Genomic DNA, 22,862 nt, shown 5'->3' on the forward strand with positions numbered 1-22,862 from the left:
AATTCCGGGGGAGTCAGCGGACGCGAGCAGCGACGGACGGGAGGCGCGGTGCCGGCTGGCACCGCGCCTCCCGTCCGTTGCTGGTCCGGTCGGACCGTCAGCCGATGCGGATGAGCTTCTTGTTGACGAACTCGTCGGCCCCGAAGGGGCCGAGCTCGCGCCCGAAGCCACTCGCCTTGACACCGCCGAACGGCAGCTCGGGGCTGTCCGCGCCGACGATGTTGACGTAGACCATGCCGGCCTCGATGTGGTCGGCGACCCGGAGCGCCTGGTCGGCGTCGGTGGTGAAGAGGTACGAGCCGAGGCCGAACGGGGTGTCGTTCGCGAGCTCGATCGCGGCGTCCTCGTCGGCGACCCGGTACACGGCCGCCACGGGACCGAAGAACTCCTCGCGGTAGGCGTCGTTGTCGGACGTGACGCCCGTCAGCACGGTCGGCGTGAACGCGTTGCCGCGGCGCTCGCCCCCGGTGACGACCGTGGCACCCTGCTCCTCGGCCGCCGCCAGCTGTGCTTCGAGCCGGTCGGCCGCGGTCGGCGAGGACAGCGGGCCGAGCTCGGCGCCGGAGACGCTCGGGTCGGTCGGTTCCACGGCGGACATGGCAGCGGTGAACTTCGCGAGGAAGTCGTCGTACAGGTGGTCCGCCACGAGGAAGCGCTTCGCGGCGTTGCAGACCTGGCCGTTGCCCTCCAGGCGGGTGGCGACGGCGGACTCGACCACGGCGTCGAGGTCGTCGGTCGAGAGCAGGATGAACGGGTCCGACCCGCCGAGCTCGAGCACGACCTTCGTGAGGTTCCGGCCGGCGATCTCCGCGACGGCGGCGCCTGCCCTGGCGGAGCCGGTGAGGGACACGCCCTGCACGCGCGGGTCGGCGATGACGTCGGCGACCTGGTCGTTGGTGGCGAAGACGTTCGTGTAGGCGCCCTCGGGGAACCCGGCGTCGTGGAAGACCGCCTCGATCGCGAGTGCGGACTCCGGGCACTGCGGAGCGTGCTTGAGCAGGACCGTGTTGCCGATGACGAGGTTCGGGCCGGCGAACCGGGCGATCTGGTACGCGGGGAAGTTCCACGGCATGATGCCGAGCAGCACGCCGACGGAGGACTTGCGGACGAAGGCGCTGCCCTCGCTGCCCTCCGCAAGCGTGATCGGCTGATCGGCGAGGAAGTCCTGCGCGTGGTCGGCGTAGTAGTCGTAGATGTCGGCGCAGAAGTCGACCTCGCCGTACGCCTGGTCGATCGGCTTCGCCATCTCGCGCACGATCGTGGTCGCGAGGGCCTCGCGTCGCTCGCGGTAGAGCTCGGCGACGCGGTGCAGGAGGGCGGCGCGGTCGGCCACGGTGGTGGACCGGCCCCAGTCCGCGTGCGTCCGGTCGGCGGCGGCGATCGCCTGCTGGAGCTCGGCGTCCGTGATCGTCGGGAACGTGGCGAGGACCTCGCCGGACGCCGGGTCGGTCACCGCGTAGGTGGTGGCGGTGTCGTTCATCGTGTCTCCTGTCGGTGCTCGTCGGTGAGCTGCTTGTTGACGCCGGTCACGGGCTGGTTCTCGTCGAAGCCCCTCGGCTGGATCCGGAACCCCTTCGTGATGACCAGCAGGTACACGAACCCGATCGCGGCCCACACCCCGCCGGCGATGAGCGCGTCGGCGTGCAGCTGAGACCAGAGAACACCCGTCAGGAGCATCGCGACACCCGGCAGCACGATGTAGGCGAAGCGGTCGCGGGCGATGTGCCGACGACCCTGGCGCCAGGCGAAGTGCACGATGACGGTCAGGTTGACGAAGGTGAACGCGATGAGGGCGCCGAAGTTGATGTACGACGAGATCGTGTCGAGCGAGAAGGTCATCGCGAAGAGCGTGACCGCGCCGACGATGATGATGTTCGGGATCGGCGTGCGGGTCTTCGGGCTGACGTAGCCGAACACCTTCTTCGGCAGGACGTTGTTCCGGCCCATCACGAGCAGCATGCGCGCGACGCTCGCGTGCGAGGCCAGCCCGGACGCCAGGGCGGCGACGAAGCCCGCGGCGACGAGGATGGCCTGGAAGACCGGACCGCCCACGAGCAGCCCGATCTGCGGCAGCGGGTCGTCGGTGAACTCCCCGAACGGTGCGTTGGTCGGGAACCGGAGCTGTGCGAAGTACGCGGACACCAGGAAGATCAGGCCGCCGAGCAGGACGGTGAGCAGGATCGCCTTCGGCATGATCCGGATGCTCTTCGCCTCCTCCGTGTACATCGTCACGGCGTCGAACCCGATGAACGAGAAGCACACCACCGTGGCGCCGGTGAGCAGGGCGGTCATGGTGACGCCGTCGTGCACGAACGGCTCGGTGCTGACGACGGTGCCCGCTCCGGCACCGCGGACGAGCTCGATGACCGCGAACACGACGAACGCGATCATCGCGAGGATCGCTCCGACGAGCAGGACCATGTTGAGGTTCGAGGTGCCGCGCATGGAGAGGCAGATCACGGTGGTGACGAAGAGCGTGTACACGACGACCGTGACCCACGCCGGCAGCGCGGGGAACACCTGCTCGAGGTACAGCCGGATGATGAGCGCGTTGACCATCGGCAGCAGCAGGTAGTCGAGCAGGGAAGCCCAGCCCACCATGAAGCCGGCGTTGGGGTGGATCGACTCCCGCACGTACGTGTACGCCGAACCGGCCGCCGGGTAGACCCGCACCATCTTCCCGTAGCTGACCGCGGTCAGGAGCATGATGACGAGCGCGATGACGTAGGCGCTCGGCACGGCGCCGTTCGTCTCGTCGGACACGATGCCGAACGTGTCGAACACGACCGTCGGGGTCATGTAGCCCAGGCCGAGTCCGACGATGGCCCACAGGCCGAGACTCCGCTTCAGGGAACCGCCACGGGCGGTCGAGCCGGACGCCGCTGTGGCGAGGGTCGGTGTTGCCAAGGGTCGTTCCCTCCTGCTCGCGGCCGGGCCGCGGGGCCGGGGTCGGGGCGACGGTGCCCCGACCGGTACGGGTACCGGGACGCCCGTTCGGAGCGACCCGGTGCGCAGACGATACCGACGACGGCAAGCGCGCCGGGCACGCCGTCGAGTACACGGGGGCGGTGTCGGTTGTACGTCATGTCGCTTGCTCGGAGGACGCCCGACGGTCGCTGAAGGCGGGCGGGGAAGACCCTCAGCCGACCGTCGCCGGACGGCAGCGAGTTCCCGGACCCGGTCCCTACGCTCGCGGCCGGAGAGCACCTCCGACGAGAGCGCACGCAGGACGAGGACGACCGATGGCACGCACACCCAGCACCCCCCGGCAACGACGTGGTGGAGCCCTGCTCGCCGGTGGACTCGCGGGGGGACTCGTCGTCGGGCTGGTCGTCGGAGGACTCGGCGGTTGGACGGCGAGCCACGCGTCGGCCCGCGCCGACGGACCGGCCGCGGCTGCCTCCGCGACGCCGACGCGTACCTCCCCGCGACCCGTGCCCACGTACACCCCGGTGCCGACGTCGTCGCTCGGCATCCCCGCCAGCGAGGCGCCCGGCGGGTCGACCGCCCCGAGCAGCGTCGACCTCGCGACCTCGTGGACGGCGCCCGACGGCATGCCGACCCAGGGGCGCCTGCTGCACGAGACGATCCCCGCGACGACGTCCCACTTCGCAGCGCGACAGGCCCTCGTGTACCTGCCACCCGCAGCCCTCACCGCCGACCCGCCGCACCTACCGGTCGACGTCCTGCTGTCGGGTCAGTCCCGCGGCGCCGGACCGAACGACGTGCAGAGCGGCGGGCAGATCGAGCAGACCATGGACGCCCTCGCCACCGTCGACCGCGGGCTCGCTCCGATCGTCGTCGTGCCGGACCAGCTCGGTCCGCAGTCCGCCAACCCGATGTGCGTCGACGGGAAGCTCGGCAACAGCCGGACGTACCTCACGAAGGACGTCCCCGCGTGGATCACGAGTCACCTCAAGGTGCAGACCGCGGCGTCGGCGTGGACGATCGGTGGGTTCTCGCAGGGCGGGACGTGCGCGATCCAGCTCGGTGCCGGTGACCCCTCCCGCTTCGGCAACCTGATCGACGTCTCCGGCGAGGACGGTCCGACGCTCGGCGGCGAGGCGAAGACGATCGCCGACGGCTTCGCGGGCAGCCGTGCCGCGTACCTCGCCGCGCAGCCGGCGGCCCTGATGCGGGCGAACGCGCCCTACCGGGACACGAACGCGTTCTTCGCGGTCGGGCAACTCGACCACACCTACGGGCCCGTGATGCCCGTGCAGGCAGCGCGAGCGCGAGCCGCGGGCATGCACGTCGCGACGTGGGTGGTGCCCGGCGACAAGCACAACTGGACGACCGCACGGGCGGCGCTCGCCGCGGGGCTGGCGTGGATGCAGTCGCGGATCGGGTTGGCGCCGTCCGGGGACTGACCGCAGCGGGCGCTCGTGTCCGGTCGGTGCAGCAGCCGTGTCAGTGCGCGCCGACGCTCGGCTGCTGCTGCGTGATGCAGTGCAGCCCGCCCCCACGCGCGAACACCTCCCGCGCGTCCACCGACCGCACCTCCCGCCCCGGGTACACGTCCGCGAGGACCCCGCGAGCCCGGTCGTCGGCCGAGGGCTCACCGAAGGCGCACGCGATCACGGCGCCGTTCACCACGACGTGGTTGACGTAGTTCCAGTCCACGGGGCCGTCGTCGTCGGCGAGCGTCGCCGGTGCCGGCAACTCGACGATCGTGGCGTCCGTCACACGTTCGAGCGCCGCCCGGACCTGTGGCATCACCAGGTGGTCCGGGTGGTCGGCATCCGGCTGCGCGTGCAGGAGCAGGACGTCCGGCGCAGCGAAGGTCGCCACCATGTCCACGTGCCCGCGGGTCCCGAGCCCGTCGTAGTCCCGGGTCAGTCCACGCGGCAGCCACACGACCTCGGACGCGCCGATGGTCCGTGCGAGCTCCTCCTCGACGCGGGCGTGGTCCGCGTACGGGTTCCGTCGGGGATCGAGCTGCACCGTCTCCGTGACCAGCACCGTGCCCCGGCCGTCGACGTGGATCGCCCCGCCCTCGTTCACGAGGAGCGACGGGATCCGTTCGGCGCCGGCGGCCTCGGCGACCGTGGCGGCGATCCGTGCGTCACGGGTCCAGGTCGACCACGCGTTCGCGCCCCACCCGTTGAACACCCAGTCCACCGCACCGAGTCGTCCGTCGTCACCCAGTACGAACGTGGGGCCGATGTCCCGCATCCAGAAGTCGTCGAGCGGCGCCTCGAGGACGTCGACGGTACCCGAGAGCAGGCGTGCTGCCTCCGCTCGGGCGACCGGGTCGACGACGACCGTGACGGGCTGGTACTCGGCGATCGTGTTCGCCGTCGTGGCCCATGCCGTCCGGGCGGCATCGGCGCTCGCCGCGTCTTCGCCGAGGGTCGCGCCCGGGCGGGGGAAGGCCATCCAGGTGCGGTCCTGCGGCGCGGTCTCCGCCGGCATCCGCCAGGTCACGCGCGTGCCGCCGCGGTCTGCGGGCCGACGGCTCGGCGCGGGGTGGCGGTGTCCGCCAGGGAGGCACGGATCGCCTCGTCGGCGCCGTACCCGTCACGCAGGCGGTCGACCGGGTCGGTCAGGGGTGCGTAGAGGTCGGGCCGCCGGGTCACGTAGAACGGGAAGAGCCGGAGCCACTCGGCCCGTGCGTCGAGGTCGAGGTCGGCCACGAGCACGGCGTCCGTGTCGCGCGGAGCCTCGACGAGCACCCGGCCGAACGGGTCCGAGATGAACGACGAGCCGTAGAACGTGATCGCGCCCTCGTCGCCCCAGCGGTTCGGCACGACCATGAACTGCCCGGCGGTGATGCCGTTCGCGACGATGACCTGCCGCCAGATCGGTGCGGTGTCGAAGTCGGGGAACGTCGGTTCGGACCCGATCGCGGTCGGGTAGGCGAGGACCTCCGCACCGGCGAGCCCGTAGGACCGCGCGACCTCGGGGAACCACTCGTCCCAGCACGTGGGGAGCCCGACCCGCACGCCGAGGATTTCCGGGTCGTACACGGGGAACGCGTCGTCGTCGGGGCCCGGCCGGAAGTAGGTGTCCTCGTAGTAGCCGGCACTGATCGGGATGTGGGTCTTCCGGGTCCGTCCGACGAGGGAGCCGTCCGGGCCGACGAGCACCGCGGTGTTGTAGCCACGGGGGTCGTCCGGCTGGTCGTCGTCGGCAGGTCGCTCGTACAGCGACGCGTGCATGAACACGCCGTGGCGCCGGGCCTGTTCGCGGGCGAAGGTCACGGTCGGGCCGTCCTCGAGCGACTCTGCCCCGTCCTTCGGTACCCCGTCCGCCGGCACGTCACCGGGGTACCGGGAGAGCGTGAGCTCCTGCAGGAAGACGGCGGTGGCTCCGTTCGCCGCCGCGGACGCGATCCCGTCGGCGAGCACGCGCTCGTGCTCGACGGGGTCCTCGTGCCAACGGGTCTGGACGAGCGCGACACGGACCCGGCGACGGGCGGTCCCGGTGTCCTCGCGCAGGGGAGACGGCTGGTCTGCAGCGGTGGTGACGTCCATGGCGCCATTGTTGACCTTGCGATCAACAAGCGCAAGGGGTCAGGAGATGATGTTCACCGCGCGGGAGATGACGAGTGCGAGCAGGATGAAGCCGCCGATCGCCTGGTAGGCCATGATCATCTTCGCCCGGACGGTGAGTGGCATCGTGTCGGTCGGGCTGAAGGCCACCATGTTCGTCATCGCGACGTAGAGGTAGTCGAGGTACACGGGTCGCCACGACGCCTTGGTCGGATCGGACTCCTGCGGGAACAGGAAGTCGGCCTCGTCGCTCGCCCAGAGCTGCGGCTGCCGACGTGCGACCGGACCACCGCGGTCCAGCTCCCAGTACACGAGCCCGAACGCGATGATGCTGCTCACCCACACCTGCAGGGCCGTGAGCAGCACCGCACCGCCGTCAGGGTGTCCGTGCAGGAGCTGGTCGATCGTCTTCACGACGGTGAGCTGGTTCGCCACCGTGAGCAGCACCGCGAGGCCCGTGGACAGCCAGCGCGACCAGGTGGTCTCACGGGTGAGTCGTCGCGGGTTGAACACGATGAGCGGTGTGAGGAGCAGGACACCGAGCAGCGGCACGACCCACGAGGGGAAGAACAGCACCTGGTCGGGCAGGAAGAGACTCAGGGCGAGGTTGACGAGCACGGCCACGGCGACCGGCGCACGGTGTTCGTGCTCGTGGGTGGTCCGCGTCGTCGTCACGGTCCCGAGTGTGGCACCGCTGCGCGGGGCCACGGCGCTGCGACCCGTGCGGACCCTCTCAGCGGACTGCCCCGTGTCGCGATGGTGGAACGTGGAGCATCAGTAGGCTGGCCGTGGGCCGCGCCACCGCCGGAACGAGGCCCGGGCAAGGATGAAGCCCACCGCTGCGCGAACAGCGATGGGCTTCGATTTGCTCTCCGAGTGGAGAACGAGGGACAACACGGGTCCCGAGCTTGATCTCGGAACCAGTGTAACCCGATCCACGATCGGGTCGCACGTCCCTCGGCCCCTGCTCTTCGTGTTCGCCGGCGCTGACACGGAAGGTGGTTCGCATGTCGCACGACGACGAACCGCGCCGACGCCGTCAGGTGCCGTGGTTGGGGATCGCGACGTTCATCGTGACCCTGGCCCGGTTCCTGCGCGACCTCTGGCGCAAGGGCTGAGCCCCGGGTGTCCCGCGCTCCGCAGCGCGGGGCACCCGTCGGGGTCCGAGACGTCAGGTGGGAAGCGGTTCGGTGAGGGAGACCGGCTCGACCTCGCGCCCGAGCAACCGCCCCGCCGCACGCAGCCCGGAGAGCAGCGCCCCGTGGACGGTCGCGGGGTCGTCGCCCCACGTGGCCTCCCCGGCGAGCTGCACCCGGCCGGACGGCGAGCCGAGCAGGTCGTGGTCGTCCGGGGACGCCCCGACGTGCAGGTAGGAGTACGACCCCCGCGCGAACGGGTCCGCCGCCCACCGGGTGATGCGCACGGCGTCGGGCTGTGGGATGGACGGACCGAACATCCGTCGCAGCGCGGTGACGGCTTCGTCGACGACGAGGGCATCGGGCAGCGACTCGATCCGCCGGGCGCCGGCACCGCCGACGAGGGCGGCGAGCACCGGCTCGCCGGTCACCCGGGACATGTCGTACCAGGAGTGCCAGTCGACACCGGCCGGACCCTGCTGCCGCACGACCCAGTCGTCGCCCCAGAACCGCTCGGGGAACCGGAGGAACACCTTGTCGTAGACGCCCATCCCGAGCCGGCCCATCGCGTCGAGGACGTCAGGGCCGAGCGGGGGCTCGAAGGTGATGGCACCTGCCTGCAGGACACCGAGCGGGACGGTCACGACGACCGCGGCGGCGGTGACGACCCGACCGTCCGCGAGTTCGACCGCCGCACCGTCCGGAGACTGCCGCACGGCCCGGACCACCGAGGACAGCCGGACGTCGAGACCCTCGGCGAGGGCGCGGGCGTACTGGCCGTACCCGCGGGGGAAGACGACCTCGTCGCCGGGCACGTGCTCCTCGTCGAGGCCGTGGGCATCGAGCACGGTGACGGGTGCACCGCAGAGGTCCTCGGAGCGGTGCGCCGTGTACTCCCGGACGCGAGCGGCGCGGTCGCCGTCGATCCGAAGGTCGCGCAGGACGGCGTTCACGGCGCTGGCGTAGGTGGACGGCGGCGGCGCGTGTTCCACCACCTCGGGCAGTGCGGCGTCGAGGGCGTGCAGGTCGGCGACGAACGACGCGGCCTCGGCCTCGGTGAGCCGGCGACCGGACGGTGCGTGCCAGCCGATCGGGCGACCGTCGAACTGGAAGCTGCCGACGGTGAACTCGACGGTGTCGATCCCGAGCGCGGGCGCGAGCTCCCACAGCGGGTTGCCGTCGATGCCGTGGATCCACGAGGCGCCGAGGTCGACCGGGACGCCGAGTGCGTCGTCGGTCCAGGTGCGCCCGCCGATGCGGTCGCGGGCCTCGAGGACGGTGACCGACCGCCCGCCCTGCACCAGGGCCCGAGCGGCGGCGAGCCCGGAGACCCCGGCCCCCACGACGACGACGTCGGCATCCGGACCAGGAACGTCGGACATCAGTGCCCTCCCGTCAGCGGGGCCATCAACCGTGCGGCGAGGCTCGGCCGCCCGGTCAGTGCTTCCTCGCGGTCCGCCAGGTCGGTCGCCACGAGTCCGGCGTTCGCGCCGAGGAACCGCAACGGCTCGGGCTCCCAGTCCGGCGAGCGGTGGTTCACCCACGGCAGCGCGGTCAGCGGCGACGCCACCCCGCGGACGAGGTCGGCGAGGGTCCGGCCAGCGAGGTTCGTCGTCGACAGACCGTCGCCGACGTAGCCGCCGGCGGTCCCGACGTGGCCGTCCCAGGTGACCGAGGCGTACCAGTCGCGGGGCACCCCGAGGGGTCCGCCCCACGAGTGCGTGACCGGAGCGTCGGCCACGGCGGGGAAGAGGTCGACGAGTGCCCTCCGCAGGTGCTCGAACACCCGCGGCACCCGGTCGTGACCCGGTTCGATCGACGAGCCCCAGTGGTAGCGGGCACCCCGTCCGCCGAAGGCGATGCGGTCGTCGGCCGTCCGCTGCCCGTACACGAGCAGGTGCCGGTAGTCCGCGAACGTCTGCCCGTGCTCGAGCCCGATCCGGTCCCACACGGCGGCGGGCAGCGGCGCCGTCGCGATCATGAGCGAGTACAGGGGCAGCACGCGGCGTCGGGTCTGCTGGAGCTGGGCACCGTAGCCCTCGACCGCGACGACGACGGCACCCGCCGAGACGGTCCCGCGCGAGGTGACCACCCGGCCCTGGTCCCAGGACGAGGCGGGCGTGTGCTCCGCGATCCGGACGCCCCGTGCCTCCAGGGCGGCCGCCAGGCCACGCACCAACGCAGCGGGCTGCACGCGCGCGCAGTCGGGGGTCCACGCGACGCCGGCTGACCCGGCGGCGTCGCCGGGGCGTGCGTCGCGGTACGTCATGTCGTCACCCCAGGCGGCGGAGGACGCGACCTCGTCACGGGCGGCGCGCTCCTGCACGGCGGAGCGCGCGTAGAGGACGGTGCCGCCCTTGACGAAGTCGCAGTCGACCCCGGCTTCGGACGCTGCGCGTCCGACCTCGTCGACGGTGTCGCGCATGGCCGCGCGCAGGGCGTTGGCCGCGTCCCACCCGTCGCGTTCCGCGATCGACGCGGCGGACGCCGGGAACAGGGCCGAGCACCAACCGCCGTTGCGGCCGGACGCGCCGAACCCCGCGATCTCGCGTTCCACGACGACGACCTGGAGGCGCGGGTCGGCCTGGTGCAGGTACCACGCGGTCCAGAGACCCGTCAGTCCGGCACCGATGATGCAGACGTCGGCGGTCGTGTCGCCGTCGAGCGGGGGCCGGGGCGTCAGGTCGTCGCGACCGCTCGTGACGAGCGCGTCGAGCCAGAACGAGACGCCTCGGTAGCCCGTCATGGTCAGATCTTCGTCCAGGCCTCGGTCAGGACGCTCCGCAGGATCGACGTCATCTCGCGGAACTCCGGCTGCCCGATGGTCAGCGGCGGCGCGAGCTGCACGACGGGATCTCCCCGGTCGTCGGCGCGGCAGTACAGGCCCGCGTCGAAGAGCGCCTTCGACAGGAACCCGCGGAGCAGGCGCTCCGACTCGGCGTCGTCGAAGGTCGTCTTCGTCGCCTTGTCCTTCACGAGCTCGATGCCGTAGAAGTACCCGTCGCCGCGGACGTCACCGACGATCGGCAGGTCGCGGAGCGTGTCGAGCTCGGCCTTGAAGAGCGGCGCGTTCTGCTGGACGTTCTGCAGCAGCCCCTCTTCCTCGAAGATGTCGAGGTTCTCCATCGCGACGGCCGCCGACACCGGGTGCCCGCCGAACGTGTAGCCGTGGTAGAAGGTCGTGTCGCCGGTGGAGAACGGCTCGAACAGCTTGTCGCTGATGATCGTCGCGCCGATGGGGGAGTAGCCCGAGGTCATGGCCTTCGCGCAGGTGATCATGTCCGGCACGAAGTCGTACGTGTCGCACGCGAACATCGTGCCGATCCGGCCGAACGCGCAGATGACCTCGTCGGAGACCAGCAGCACGTCGTACTCGTCGCAGATCTCGCGGACGCGCTGGAAGTAGCCGGGCGGCGGCGTGAAGCACCCGCCGGAGTTCTGCACCGGTTCGAGGAAGACCGCGGCGACGGTGTCGGGCCCCTCGAACTCGATCATCTCGCGGATGCGCTCGGCTGCCCAGAAGCCGAACTCCTCTTCCGATCCGCCGGCGAAGCCCATCTCCGCGGCGCGGTAGTAGTTCGTGTTCGGGACGCGGAAACCACCAGGGGTGAGCGGCTCGAACATCTGCTTCATCGCCGGGATGCCCGTGATCGCGAGGGCGCCCTGCGGGGTGCCGTGGTAGGCGACCGCACGCGAGATCACCTTGTGCTTCATCGGCTTGCCGCGGAGCTTCCAGTAGTACTTCGCGAGCTTGAACGCGGTCTCGACGGCCTCTCCGCCGCCGGTCGAGAAGAACACCTTGTTGAGGTCGCCCGGGGCGTGGTCGGCCAGCCGGTCGGCGAGCTCGATCGCGGCGGGGTGCGCGTACGACCAGATCGGGAAGAACGACAGGGTCTCGGCCTGCTTGGCGGCCATCTCGGCCAGACGCTTGCGGCCGTGCCCGGCAGCGACGACGAACAGGCCGGAGAGTCCGTCGATGTACTCCTTGCCGCGGCTGTCGTAGACGTGGTGCCCCTCGCCCCGGACCATGATCGGGACGTCGGCTCCGGCCTGGTTCGCGCCGTGCCGGGCGAAGTGCATCCAGAGGTGGTCGCGCGACTTCTGCTGCAGCGCGGCGTCGTCCACCGGGGCGAACGGGTCGTAGGACCCCAGGCGTGCACGTGGTTCGGAGATGGTCATCGCGTTCCCCAGTCGTAGAGCTGTTTGCGGAGTTGCAGGTAGACGAAGGTCTCGGTCTCGGCGACCCCCGGGATCGCCCGGATCGTGCCGTTGAGCAGTTCGATGAGGCCGTCGTCGTCCTCGCAGACGACCTCCACCATGAGGTCGAAGCTCCCGGCGGTCATGACGAGGTAGTCGACCGCCGGGAGCCGTTCGAGTTCGTCGGCGACGGTTCGGGTGTCACCGCTGACCCGGATGCCGATCATCGCCTGCCGGTGGAACCCCAACTGCAGGGGGTCCGTGACCGCGACGATCTGCATGACGCCGGTCTCCGTGAGCTTCTGCACCCGTTGGCGGACCGCCGCCTCGCTGAGACCGACCGCCTTGCCGATCTCGCCGTACGGGCGGCGTCCGTCTGCCTGGAGTTGCTCGATGATCCGCTTCGAGGTCTCGTCGATCGGTCCCGGACGTCGTGGTGCTGCCGCCATGCCGGACAGCATGGCAGCGGTGTCCGAGCCGCGCAAGGGATTTCGTTGTGAACACGATGTTTCGCGACGATTTCCGTTGTTACGGTTCTCCACAACCTGCGGAATCTTCTTCCGGAGCGGGGGATTCCGTGCCAGTATCGCCGCCATGCTGGACAGTGACACAGCCACGCGGGTGCTCCGGAACTTCGTCGGGGGCGAGCAGGTCGAGGCCCGCGGCGACGCGACGATGGACCTCGTCGCGCCCACCGACGAGCACGTGTACGGCACCTCGCCCGTCTCCACCCCCGAAGACGTCGACGCCGCGTTCGCCGCCGCGGCCGAGGCGTCCACGACCTGGCGTCGCACCACCCCCGGCGAACGCCAGCTCGCCCTGTTCCGGATCGCCGACGCGATGGAGCAGCGTGCCGAGGAGTTCGCCGACCTCGAGTCCCTGGACACGGGCAAGCCCCGGGCGACCCTCGTGCAGGACGAGATCCTGCTGTCCGTCGACCAGATCCGCTTCTTCGCCGGAGCGGCCCGGAACCTCGAGGGTCGGAGCGCAGGCGAGTACCTGCCCGACCACACGTCGTTCGTCCGACGCGAGCCCATCGGCGTCGTCGCGCAGGTCACGCCGTGGAACTACCCGCTCAACATGGCGGTGTGGAAGTTCGCCCCGGCGATCGCCGCGGGGAACACGACCGTGCTCAAGCCGAGCGACACCACGCCGCTCTCGACGCTGCTGCTCGCCGAGGTCGCCGCCGAGTTCCTGCCGCCGGGCGTCCTCAACGTCGTGCTCGGCGACCGGACGACCGGTGCCGCGATGATCGACCACCCGACTCCGCAGCTGGTGAGCATCACCGGCTCGGTCCGCGCCGGCGTGCAGGTCGCCCGTGCCGCCGCGACCGACCTGAAGCGCACGCACCTCGAACTCGGCGGCAAGGCACCCGTCATCGTGTTCGACGACGCCGACATCCCGTCCGCCGTCGCCGGGATCGTCGCCGCGGGGTTCTTCAACGCCGGACAGGACTGCACCGCCGCCACCCGGCTGCTCGTGCAGGACGGCATCCACGACGAGTTCGTCGCGGCCCTCGTCGCCGAGGCGCACGCGAACGCCCGCACCGGCCCCGACGTCGCCGACCCCGCCTTCGGCCCGGTGAACAACGCCGGCCAGCTCGCGCAGGTCCGTTCGTTCCTCGACTCCCTCCCCGACCACGCCACGGTCGAGACGGGCGGCCACCGGATCGGCGACCGCGGGTTCCACCACGAGGCCACGATCGTCTCCGGGCTCCGGCAGGACGACCGCATCGTGCAGGAAGAGGTCTTCGGTCCGGTCCAGACGGTCCAGCGCTTCCGGACCGAGGACGAGGCCCTCCGGCTGGCGAACGACGTCGAGTACGGCCTCGCGAGCTCGGTGTGGACCACCGACCACGCACGGGCGATGCGGTGCTCCCGCGACCTCGACTTCGGCTGCGTGTGGATCAACACGCACATCCCGATCGTCGCCGAGATGCCGCACGGCGGCTTCCGGCACTCCGGCTACGGCAAGGACCTGTCGCAGTACGGGTTCGACGACTACACCCGCATCAAGCACGTCATGTCCTACACCGGCTGACCACCGGACCCGACCCGCGCACCAGCAGGAGGCACCATGGCAATGACCGGCACGTTCGCCGAATCGGGGGCCGATCTGCGGCTCGACCGGATCACCAAGGCCTTCCCGGGCCACACCGCGGTCGACTCGCTCGACCTCACGGTGCCCGCCGGGTCGTTCTTCGCCCTGCTCGGCCCGTCCGGCTGCGGCAAGACCACCACGCTGCGGCTCGTCGCCGGGCTCGAGGAACCCACGAGCGGCACGATCACGATCGGCGGGAAGGACGTCACCGACACGAAGCCGTACCAGCGGCCGGTCAACACGGTGTTCCAGAACTACGCGCTCTTCCCGCACATGAGCGTGCTCGAGAACGTCGCGTTCGGCCTGAAGCGACGGCGCATCCCGGACCCGGTGACGAAGGCGACCGAGGCACTCCGGCTGGTCGAGCTGGAGGGCTCGGCGTCGAAGCGTCCGGCGCAGCTCTCCGGCGGCATGCAGCAGCGCGTCGCCCTCGCCCGTGCGATCGTCAACCGTCCCGCGCTCCTGCTCCTCGACGAGCCGCTCGGCGCGCTCGACCTCAAGCTCCGCCACCAGATGCAGTTCGAGCTGAAGTCGATCCAGGCCGAGGTCGGCCTCACGTTCCTGCACGTCACCCACGATCAAGAGGAAGCGATGACGATGGCCGACACGGTCGCCGTCATGAACGGCGGGCGCATCGAGCAGATGGGCAGCCCGCAGGAGCTCTACGAACTCCCGCGCACCGCCTTCGTCGCGAACTTCCTCGGCCAGTCGAACCTGCTCGAGGGCGAGGTCCGGGGCACCGACGGCGAGCTCCTCGTCGTGGCGACCGAGGCCGGCACCCTCGCGGTCCCCACCGCCCGGGCCGTCGCGACCTCCGGACGCGTGGTCGTCGGCGTCCGCCCCGAGAAGCTCAAGATCCGCACGGCGGAGCCGTCCCCGGAAGCCGGCCGGAACATCCTCGGGCCCGGACGGGTCGTGGACGTCTCGTTCTCCGGCGTCAGCACGCAGTACCTCGTGGACGTCCCCGGGGCCGGGCAGGTCTCCGTCTTCGCGCAGAACTCGAAGGGCGGCCCACGGATCGCCAGAGGAACCGAGGTCTGGCTCACGTGGGGCGTCGACCACGGGTTCGGCCTGGAGGCGCGCCCCGCGTCCGACGCGACCGTCCCCGCCCAGGGCGATCCGGGCCTCCAGTCCGCACCGGCGACCGCAGGAGCGGTCGCGTGACCAGCCGACCCGACCTGGTCCGCGGACTGACGTCCGCGCGCGTCAGCCGACGCGGGTTCCTCGCTGGCGGCGGGGCCGCGGCCGTCGCCGCGCTCCTCGCCGGGTGCAGCATCAAGGGATCCGCTGCCTCGCTCGCCGGCACCGAGGTCGACTGGCAGCGGTTCTGGGCCGACGCGAAGGCGACCAAGCAGCTCAACTTCGCGAACTGGCCGCTCTACATCGACTCCGACAAGGGCAAGTCCGAGTCGATCCAGCTCTTCGAGCAGGCCACCGGGATCTCGGTCGACTACCAGGCGGTGATCCAGGACAACGCGACGTTCTACGCGACCGTCTCACCGATCCTCCGCGCGCAGGGCGCGACCGGGTACGACCTCGTCGTGATGACCAACGGGTTCGAGCTGACGCAGATGATCAAGAACGGGTTCGTGTGCGAACTCGACCACGCGCGGCTGCCGAACTTCGCGAAGCACGCCGGTGACTCGGTGAAGAACCCGACGTACGACCCGGACAACAAGCACTCGGTGGTGTGGCAGACCGGGTTCACCGGGCTCGCCTACAACCCGAAGTACATCGACCGCGAGATCACGTCCTTCCAGGACCTCCTCGACCCGGCCTTCCGGGGTCGTGTCGGGCTGATGAGCGACAACACCGAGCTGGGGTCGCTCGGACTCCTCGCGAACGGGATCGACCCCGAGACCTCGACCCCGTCCGACTGGCGGAAGGCCCAGGACTGGCTGCGGAAGCTCCGGCCGAGCGTCACCGGGTTCTACGACCAGAGCTACATCAACAAGCTCGAGAACGGCGACACCTGGATCACGCAGGCCTGGTCGGGCGACGTGTTCCAGGCGCAGCAGTCCGGGTTCGAGCACCTGGAGTTCGTCACACCCGAGGAAGGCCAGATGATGTGGCACGACAACCTCATGATCCCGAGGCAGGCCGCGAACCCGGTGTCGGCCCTGGCGTGGATGGACTTCTACTACACGCCGAAGATCGCCGGGATCGTCGAGGACTACGTGAACTACGTCTGTCCGGTCCCTGCGGCCGAGGACTACGTGCGGAACGTCCTCGAGGACCCCACCGTCGCCGACAGCCCGCTCGTCTTCCCGTCGCAGGACGTCCTCGAGCGCTCCCACGAGTTCCGGGTCTTCGAGAACTACGACGAGTACTCGGAGTGGAACAGCATCTTCAACGCGGTGGTGCAGTCGTGACCGCGGTCGGGACCGCCGCGATCGCGGGGGTCGGCACGGGGCCGGGGCGTCGTCGGCTCCGGGTGCCGTTCCTGCTCGGGATCGTCGGCACGGCCTACCTCTGCGTGTTCTTCGTCATCCCGCTCGTGTCGGGGCTCATCGTCTCGCTCATGTCGGGCAACCCGGACGACGGGTACACGTTCACGTGGAACGTCGGGATCTACTCGTCGCTCTTCGTCGACCCGCAGGTGCCGTACCTGACGTTCCTGCTCCGGTCGCTCTGGTACGGCGTCGCTGCCACGATCGCGACCATCCTCGTCGGGTACCCGGTGGCCTACTTCATCGCGTTCCGGGTGTCGCCGCGCTGGAAGAACCCGCTGCTCATGCTCGTGTTCATCAGCTTCCTGGTGTCGTTCGTGATCCGCACCGACATGTGGGCGTTCGTGCTCGCGTCGCAGGGCCCGGTCGTGACGACGCTGCAGGCGATCGGACTCGCCGGGAAGGACTTCCACATCCTCGGGACCTCCGGCGCGGTCATCTTCGGCAACGCCTACAACGACCTCGCGTTCATGGTGCTGCCGATCTACGCGGCGCTCGAGCGGATCGACCCGCGGCTCGGTGAGGCCGCCAACGACCTCTACGCGGGGAAGTTCCGCGCGTTCTGGCACACCACGCTGACGCTGTCGCGATCGGGCATCTTCGCCGGGGTGCTGCTCGTGTTCATCGACTGCGTGGGCGACCCGGTGAACTCGGCGCTCCTGGGCGGGACGAACACGTACACGATCGGTCAGGCGATCCAGGACGCCTACTCCGGCAACCAGCAGTACAACGTCGCCGCGGCGCTCTCGACCGTGCTCATGGTCGTGCTCGGCATCATCCTGTTCATCTACGCCCGGGTGTCCGGCACCGACGACCTCGAGGACCTCGTATGACCGCCGTCACACCGACCCGTCCGGGGTCGACCGCACCCCTGTCGCCCGTCTCGTCCGGCACCGCCGCCCGACCGCAGCGCCGCCGTCGTGGGGCCCAACGCCGCGGGCCGTGGCTCGCGATCATCTACTGGGTCGTCATCGCGATCACCCTCGTCCCGATCGTCTCCATGGTGGCGTACTCGTTCAACGACGCCCCGACCAACCGCCTGACCTTCGCCTGGAACGGCTTCACGACGTACTGGTACCAGAACCTCTGGAACGTCTCCGGGCTCGGGGCGGCCTTCGGGACGTCGGTACTCGTCGCGTTCCTGGCGGCGGTCGTCTCCGTGGCGGTCGGCCTGCCGCTCGCCCTCGCCCTGGAGCGCTACCGGTTCCCCGGCCGCGGCATCGTGAGCTCGATCGTCTTCGCCGACATCGCTGCGCCGTCGATCGTCGTCGGGTCGGCGTCGCTGTCGTTCTTCCTGTCGGTCGGACTCGGCACCGGGTTCTGGACGATCCTCATCACCCACGTCGCGTTCGACGTCGCGTACGTCGTCGTGGTGCTCCGCGCGCGGATCGCCGGGACGTCGAAGGTGCTCGAGGAAGCGGCGGGTGACCTCGGTGCGACGCCGTTCCAGGCGTTCCGGCTCGTCACGCTGCCGCTCCTCGCGCCGGGCATGCTCGCTGCGGGGCTGTTGGCGCTCGCGATGTCGATCGACGACTACGTGATCACGTCGTTCGTCGCCGGGCCGTCGGTCACGTTCCCACTGTTCGTGTACGGCGCCGCGAAGGCCGGGATGCCGCCGCAGGTGCTCTGCTTCGGGACCCTCGTGTTCGCGGTGGGCCTCCTCGTGGCGCTGCTGAACGGCGCCCTGAACCGGCGGCTGGCGCGGACGCGGGGCTAGGCCGGGCGGGTCAGCGGAACGCGCAGCCGGGGCATGGTCACAGCGGCGGAACCTGCCGGCGTCCACTCCGCGCCGCGAACGCATCCAGTGCCTCCACGACAGCGTCGTTGACCCACACCCGATTCCGCTGCTTCGAGTTCGCCGGTCGGAGCACCTGTCGTTCGACGAGCTGCGCGAATCCGTTCGCGACGGCGGGGGCACTCGCTCCCGTTCGCTCGACCGCGAGTCGCACGTTCACCACCGGGTGCTCGATCGAGAGCCGCGCGATGCGTCTCGCCGTCGCGTCGGACCGGAGCCCGGACAGTCGTGCGTCCCACTGGTCTTGGAGGGCGCGGATGTCGGAGGCCAGTGTGCTCGCGTTCCGGAGCCCGGCCAGTGACGCGCCCGAGAAGACGTCGACGATCGGGTCGACGTCACCGTCCCGGTAGGCGTCGAGGGCGTCGAAGTACCCGTCCACGTCGGTCAAGATCCCGCTGCTGACCGGGATGGTGAGATGCCTGAGCAGACCCCCTCGTCGCAGGATCGCCTGCACCAGTGCACGTCCAGTCCTGCCGTTGCCGTCGGGGAAGGGGTGGATGGTCTCGAACTGCGCGTGCGCGATCGCGGCCAGGACGAGCAGGGGCAGATCGGTCCGAGCCGTGAACTCCACGAGGTCGTCCATCGCTGCCGGCACCAGTTCCTGGTGGGGTGGGACGAACGCCGCGAGGTGGGGCAGCGCGCCGCCGATCCAGACCTGCTGGTCGCGGAAGCTCCCGACCAGGTGCGGGGTCTGGTCGCGGAGGAGCTCTGCGTGCATCGCGATGATCGTCTCGACGCCCAGGTCGTCCGCGAGCGCGACCGCGGCCTCCATCGCACGGACGTTGCGGACGATCATCGGGGCGTTTCCCTGGATGCGTTCGTCGATCTCCGCCTCGGCGATCGCTCGCGCACCTGCGGTGAGGTGCTCGATCTCCGAGCTCGACGCGGACTCGCTCCGCAGCAGGACCGACGCGAAGGGTGCCGGGAACGTTGCGTGCTCCGCATCGAACCTCGCGATCGCGCGGGAGGCGTCGTCGGCGTCGGAGAGTGCACGGGTCGAGACCGTGAAGTCGGCCGCCGCGATCTGCGGTGGGACGGCGGCACGGTACGGTCCGCTGCGCAGGGCACGAACCCGTCGAGAGTCGAAGTCGGGGTTCTCGGGGCGGGGGAGCCATCGCTCTTCCCACCCGAGTGTCGTCGGCGTCACCGTGCACCCTTTCGTTCGGATCTCCGTTGTGAAAGGTTACGCCACAAACTTTCGCAAGGAGTGGACGGGGGCTTTCGCAAAACCTTGCGCGAATCCGAGCGAAACCTCAATCCGTGCTGAACGGACAATGAGCGACTGCTCAGTCCGCTACGCTCCTGGAGCGCTACTACCCGAGTAGCCCTCACAACAATCAGGAGCAATCGTGTCCGACGCCCCGTACCAGGCGCCTTCCCAGCAGGCCCCCGCGCCCGCCCCTCAGCAGCAGCAACAGCCGTCCGGCAACGGCAACGGCTTCGGCATCGCCTCGCTCGTCCTCGGCATCGTCACGATGGTCGGTTTCGCGATCCCGTTCCTGAACTACGTGACCATCGCGACCGGTGTCGTCGGTGTCGTGCTCGGGATCGTCGGACTCGTCATCAAGTTCCGCCCGCGGAAGGCCGCCATCGCCGGCCTGATCCTCTCGGGTCTCGGGCTCCTGTTGTCCGTCATCCTCGCGGTGATCTACACGGCCGCATTCGCGGGCGCTGCCGAAGCGATCAGCAAGGCGACCGTTCCGCCGGCGGGCTCCTCTGCATCCGCTGCTGCTGCCGGGGACGGCGCCGTCAGCGGCGACGCGTCGTTCAAGAACGGTGTGCTCACGACGTCGAAGATGAAGATCGAGATCACGAGCCACCGCGTGATCCCGGTCGGCCAGCCGGGCAACGAGTACGGCGAGAAGCCCGTGATCGCGTTCGTCTACACGACGACCAACCTCACGAACAAGGAACTCGACCCGACCACCGCGTGGATCGGCTCGTTCGAGGCGTACCAGGACAACGACCCGAATGCGGTCAACGAGTTGAACGTCGGTTCCACGCCGGGTGAGCAGTACCTCGACACGCAGACCGAGCAGATCAAGCAGGGCGGGACCGTCGAGAACGCCGTGGCCTACGAGCTCGACGACGAGACGACCGCCGTCAAGCTCAGCGCCAAGGAAGACCTCTTCAGCGACGAACTCGGCTCGCAGATGTACGAGCTCAAGTAGTACTCGACCAGAGCGGGCGGGGTGACTTTCGCTACCCCGCCCGTTTTCGCGTTCTTCGAACTGCCGGTGCGGGCGCTCGGTTCAGCGGACGCTACCGCCGGGTGAAGAACGGGCGCGCCGCCGGCAGGAAGAGCAGGACCGCAGCGACCGCGGACAGCGCCACGAGCAGGAGCGTCGAGGCGCCGTCGCCGATGCTCAGGAGCGCCCGAGCCGCCGCGACCACCACGAGCACGATGCGCGCGGTCGCCGAGCCGCGCCAGACCCGCAGCACGGCCCAGGCGACGAGCGCCCAGATCACCAGTGAGAGCACGACGGAGATCACGGTCACGAGGGCGCTCGCCGGGAACTCCACGAAGCCGATCACCGACGCGAGCACGCAGCCAACGAGCCACACGGCCCAGAGCACGACCGACACGGTCACCACCTGCGGACGAGCCTGTTGCGAGGTCACGCCAGCAGGGTATCCGTCACGCACCGCAACGATCCGTCGGACACCACGATCCGACCGGAGACTGGACCCATGACCGTCCCGTCCGTGTCCGTGTCCGAGTCCGCCGTCCGCCGTTCCGCTGCCGCCGACCCGCGCGCCGAACGCTGGACCCACGACCACGACCGCCGCGACGGCACCGTCGTCGAGTCGAGCGCCCCGGGTGAGCACCTCAGCGCACTGACGCACGCGGGCGAGGTCGAACTGCGGGTGACGGACGACCGAGCGGACGGTGCACCCGGCGCCGACGGCGCGCTCGTCGACGTCGTGGTCGCGACCGCCACCGCCCGGTACGCATCGGCGCTCGTGGTCGACACCGCCGGACTCGCGGACGGCACCCGACGGCTCCTCGAGGACCGCGGCTTCGCACCCGACCCCCGCGGTGCGGCCGTCCGCACCCTCGACCTCACGACCGCCGACGACGGCACCCCGACGCGGATGCTCGACAACCCCGCGCTCGCGTCCCTCAACGGCGCCCACGCCCGGTTCGCCGAGCGCCGGGGCGAGATCGTGCGCTACCTGCCGGACGTCTCGGTGTGGACCGGAGTGCCGGTGCACCCGACGGACCAGGACTGGGCGGACGTCGCTGCCCTCCTCGGGCCCGGCGCCGGGTTCCGCGTCGACCCGTCCGCGGTGCTGCCGTCCGGCTGGCACGAACTGGAGGGCGCCGGGGGCGTGCAGCTCACGGGAGAGGCGGTCCTCGGCGACCCGGACTCCGAGGCGGTCGAGCTGACGCCCGACGACGTCCCCGAGATGCTCGACCTCGTCACCAGGACGAAGCCCGGTCCGTTCCTCCCGCGCACGATCGAGCTCGGTACGTACCTCGGCATCCGCCGCGAGGGCCGACTCGTCGCGATGGCCGGGGAGCGCCTGCACCCGCCGGGGTGGACCGAGATCAGCGCGGTGTGCACGGACCCGGGGTTCCGCGGCCAGGGGCTCGGACGGCGACTCGTGCTCGCGGTCGCACACGGGATCCGGGAGCGCGGTGAGACGCCGATGCTGCACGCTGCGGCCACCAACACGGGTGCGATCGCCCTGTACGAGCACCTCGGGTTCCGGGTGCGTGATCGCGGTGCGATCCGCTTCGCGCAGGTGCCGGACCGGCCGACGGTCTGACGGGACCACGGGCCGGACGGGAGGCCCGTGGCGGCGCCGCCACGGGCCTCCCGTCCGGTTCCAGGTCACGTTCCGTGATCGTCGATTCTCTATGATCGGACCATGACGAGCACCATGGCCGGGTTCGGCAGTGAGCGGATCACGCAGCTCGGACTGCGCGACCGGGTGTACGACCGCGTGCTCGAGTTCCTCATGGGCCACGACGTCGAGCCGGGCATGCGCCTGTCGATCGACGGGCTCGCCCGGACCCTCGGCGTCTCGCCCACGCCGGTGCGTGAGGCGCTCGTCCAGCTCGAGCGGACCGGACTCGTCACCCGCGAGGCGAACAAGGGGTACCGCGTCGCCCCGCCCCTCGCCGGCGACCAGCTCGAGGCGCTGTTCGACGCCCGGCTCATCGTCGAGAGCGGCGCCGTCGAACTCGCCGCGCGCGGGGACGTCGAGGCGCTCCGGACCCGGCTCGACGCCGCGCTCGCGGTGCAGTCCGACGTCGCCGCCGAGGTCGCCGCGATCGAGGTCGGGACGGTGCCCGACGAACTCATGGCCCGCTTCTTCCGCAGCGACTGGGACTTCCACCAGGTGCTCTTCGACGCGACGCACAACCCGTTCCTCGAGGAGATGTCCGAGATCATCACCACGCGCGTGCACCGGATGCGGCAGATCGTCGGGGGTGGGGACGACGACACCTCGCGTGCGGTGGCGGAGCACCGGTCGATCCTCGACGCGCTCGCGATCAGCCCGTCGGCGGCGGTGTCGGCGATGCGTGTGCACATCGACAACGTGCGGGTCCGGTCGCGCGCCGACGCGTCACACGGGGCCTGACCGCACGGCGTCTGACAGCTCGGCACCCGACCAAACGGGGCCCGATCGCGCGGGCCGGGTTGCGCTCCGGCCGTTTGCGAGTATCTTTCCTATAGGA

At 70.5% G+C, this 22,862-nt stretch carries 20 protein-coding genes; 9 read left to right on the plus strand and 11 right to left on the minus strand.

Annotated features, from left to right (window positions below; translation table 11 throughout):
- Nucleotides 1-97 precede the first annotated feature (97 nt).
- The gene (locus tag ACRQ4C_RS00500; protein ID WP_439689653.1) at nt 98-1,480 is read right to left on the minus strand and encodes an NAD-dependent succinate-semialdehyde dehydrogenase; all 1,383 of its coding nucleotides are present in this window, start codon (nt 1,478-1,480) and stop codon (nt 98-100) included.
- Nucleotides 1,477-2,907 (minus strand): APC family permease, encoded by a 1,431-nt coding sequence (locus ACRQ4C_RS00505; RefSeq protein ID WP_439689654.1) that lies wholly within the window; start codon nt 2,905-2,907, stop codon nt 1,477-1,479. Before ACRQ4C_RS00505 ends, ACRQ4C_RS00500 begins: the two co-directional genes overlap by 4 nt.
- Nucleotides 2,908-3,242: 335 nt before the next feature.
- On the opposite strand from ACRQ4C_RS00505, the gene ACRQ4C_RS00510 reads away from it, so the two are divergent.
- On the plus strand, nt 3,243-4,370 hold the full coding sequence (locus tag ACRQ4C_RS00510; RefSeq protein WP_290133339.1) for an alpha/beta hydrolase: 1,128 nt from the start codon (nt 3,243-3,245) through the stop codon (nt 4,368-4,370).
- Nucleotides 4,371-4,410: 40 nt separating this feature from the next.
- On the opposite strand, the gene ACRQ4C_RS00515 is transcribed toward ACRQ4C_RS00510, so the two are convergent.
- The 7 genes from ACRQ4C_RS00515 to ACRQ4C_RS00545 form a co-directional block, all read right to left on the minus strand.
- Complete coding sequence (locus ACRQ4C_RS00515; protein WP_439689655.1) at nt 4,411-5,427, minus strand: agmatine deiminase family protein; 1,017 nt, start codon at nt 5,425-5,427, stop codon at nt 4,411-4,413.
- Nucleotides 5,424-6,476: a nitrilase-related carbon-nitrogen hydrolase gene (locus tag ACRQ4C_RS00520; protein ID WP_439689656.1), complete on the minus strand. Its 1,053-nt coding sequence runs from the start codon at nt 6,474-6,476 to the stop codon at nt 5,424-5,426. The genes ACRQ4C_RS00515 and ACRQ4C_RS00520 overlap by 4 nt, the downstream gene beginning before the upstream one ends.
- 39 nt (nt 6,477-6,515) lie before the next feature.
- Nucleotides 6,516-7,169 (minus strand): hypothetical protein, encoded by a 654-nt coding sequence (locus ACRQ4C_RS00525; protein ID WP_439689657.1) that lies wholly within the window; start codon nt 7,167-7,169, stop codon nt 6,516-6,518.
- 496 nt (nt 7,170-7,665) lie between these two features.
- Nucleotides 7,666-9,012 carry a flavin monoamine oxidase family protein gene (locus tag ACRQ4C_RS00530; RefSeq protein ID WP_439689658.1) on the minus strand — a complete coding sequence of 449 codons (1,347 nt, stop codon included), beginning with the start codon at nt 9,010-9,012 and terminating at the stop codon, nt 7,666-7,668.
- Nucleotides 9,012-10,376, minus strand: coding sequence for an NAD(P)/FAD-dependent oxidoreductase (locus ACRQ4C_RS00535; protein ID WP_439689659.1), 1,365 nt, complete (start codon nt 10,374-10,376; stop codon nt 9,012-9,014). Before ACRQ4C_RS00535 ends, ACRQ4C_RS00530 begins: the two co-directional genes overlap by 1 nt.
- A 2-nt stretch (nt 10,377-10,378) precedes the next feature.
- Nucleotides 10,379-11,809, minus strand: coding sequence for an aspartate aminotransferase family protein (locus ACRQ4C_RS00540; RefSeq protein ID WP_439689660.1), 1,431 nt, complete (start codon nt 11,807-11,809; stop codon nt 10,379-10,381).
- Nucleotides 11,806-12,288: an Lrp/AsnC family transcriptional regulator gene (locus ACRQ4C_RS00545; protein ID WP_058724777.1), complete on the minus strand. Its 483-nt coding sequence runs from the start codon at nt 12,286-12,288 to the stop codon at nt 11,806-11,808. Before ACRQ4C_RS00545 ends, ACRQ4C_RS00540 begins: the two co-directional genes overlap by 4 nt.
- Nucleotides 12,289-12,421: 133 nt before the next feature.
- Here ACRQ4C_RS00545 and ACRQ4C_RS00550 point away from each other — a divergent pair, with 133 nt between their 5' ends.
- The 5 genes from ACRQ4C_RS00550 to ACRQ4C_RS00570 are packed head-to-tail and all read left to right on the plus strand — an operon-like array spanning nt 12,422 to nt 18,094.
- On the plus strand, nt 12,422-13,867 hold the full coding sequence (locus ACRQ4C_RS00550; protein ID WP_439689661.1) for a gamma-aminobutyraldehyde dehydrogenase: 1,446 nt from the start codon (nt 12,422-12,424) through the stop codon (nt 13,865-13,867).
- Between the two features lie 36 nt (nt 13,868-13,903).
- Nucleotides 13,904-15,091 carry an ABC transporter ATP-binding protein gene (locus ACRQ4C_RS00555; RefSeq protein ID WP_439689662.1) on the plus strand — a complete coding sequence of 396 codons (1,188 nt, stop codon included), beginning with the start codon at nt 13,904-13,906 and terminating at the stop codon, nt 15,089-15,091.
- Nucleotides 15,088-16,299: an ABC transporter substrate-binding protein gene (locus ACRQ4C_RS00560; RefSeq protein ID WP_439689663.1), complete on the plus strand. Its 1,212-nt coding sequence runs from the start codon at nt 15,088-15,090 to the stop codon at nt 16,297-16,299. Before ACRQ4C_RS00555 ends, ACRQ4C_RS00560 begins: the two co-directional genes overlap by 4 nt.
- Nucleotides 16,296-17,210 carry an ABC transporter permease gene (locus tag ACRQ4C_RS00565; protein WP_439689664.1) on the plus strand — a complete coding sequence of 305 codons (915 nt, stop codon included), beginning with the start codon at nt 16,296-16,298 and terminating at the stop codon, nt 17,208-17,210. The genes ACRQ4C_RS00560 and ACRQ4C_RS00565 overlap by 4 nt, the downstream gene beginning before the upstream one ends.
- On the plus strand, nt 17,207-18,094 hold the full coding sequence (locus ACRQ4C_RS00570; protein WP_439689665.1) for an ABC transporter permease: 888 nt from the start codon (nt 17,207-17,209) through the stop codon (nt 18,092-18,094). The genes ACRQ4C_RS00565 and ACRQ4C_RS00570 overlap by 4 nt, the downstream gene beginning before the upstream one ends.
- Nucleotides 18,095-18,131: 37 nt before the next feature.
- Here ACRQ4C_RS00570 and ACRQ4C_RS00575 read toward each other — a convergent pair whose 3' ends face one another.
- The gene (locus ACRQ4C_RS00575; protein ID WP_439689666.1) at nt 18,132-19,319 is read right to left on the minus strand and encodes a Fic family protein; all 1,188 of its coding nucleotides are present in this window, start codon (nt 19,317-19,319) and stop codon (nt 18,132-18,134) included.
- Between the two features lie 202 nt (nt 19,320-19,521).
- Here ACRQ4C_RS00575 and ACRQ4C_RS00580 point away from each other — a divergent pair, with 202 nt between their 5' ends.
- Nucleotides 19,522-20,343: a DUF5067 domain-containing protein gene (locus ACRQ4C_RS00580; RefSeq protein ID WP_439689667.1), complete on the plus strand. Its 822-nt coding sequence runs from the start codon at nt 19,522-19,524 to the stop codon at nt 20,341-20,343.
- 91 nt (nt 20,344-20,434) lie between these two features.
- Here ACRQ4C_RS00580 and ACRQ4C_RS00585 read toward each other — a convergent pair whose 3' ends face one another.
- Nucleotides 20,435-20,794 carry a hypothetical protein gene (locus tag ACRQ4C_RS00585; protein WP_439689668.1) on the minus strand — a complete coding sequence of 120 codons (360 nt, stop codon included), beginning with the start codon at nt 20,792-20,794 and terminating at the stop codon, nt 20,435-20,437.
- 69 nt (nt 20,795-20,863) lie between these two features.
- On the opposite strand from ACRQ4C_RS00585, the gene ACRQ4C_RS00590 reads away from it, so the two are divergent.
- Together ACRQ4C_RS00590 and ACRQ4C_RS00595 are read left to right on the plus strand one after the other, a co-directional pair.
- A complete protein-coding gene (locus ACRQ4C_RS00590; RefSeq protein ID WP_439689669.1) occupies nt 20,864-21,946 on the plus strand; it encodes a GNAT family N-acetyltransferase in 1,083 nt (360 codons plus the stop codon).
- A 102-nt stretch (nt 21,947-22,048) separates the two neighbouring features.
- Nucleotides 22,049-22,765, plus strand: a complete 717-nt coding sequence (locus ACRQ4C_RS00595) for a GntR family transcriptional regulator (protein WP_290133325.1) — start codon at nt 22,049-22,051, stop codon at nt 22,763-22,765.
- The last annotated feature ends 97 nt before the right edge of the window (nt 22,766-22,862 follow it).

The sequence above is a fragment of the Curtobacterium sp. SP.BCp genome, assembly GCF_051903255.1.
GTDB lineage: Bacteria > Actinomycetota > Actinomycetes > Actinomycetales > Microbacteriaceae > Curtobacterium.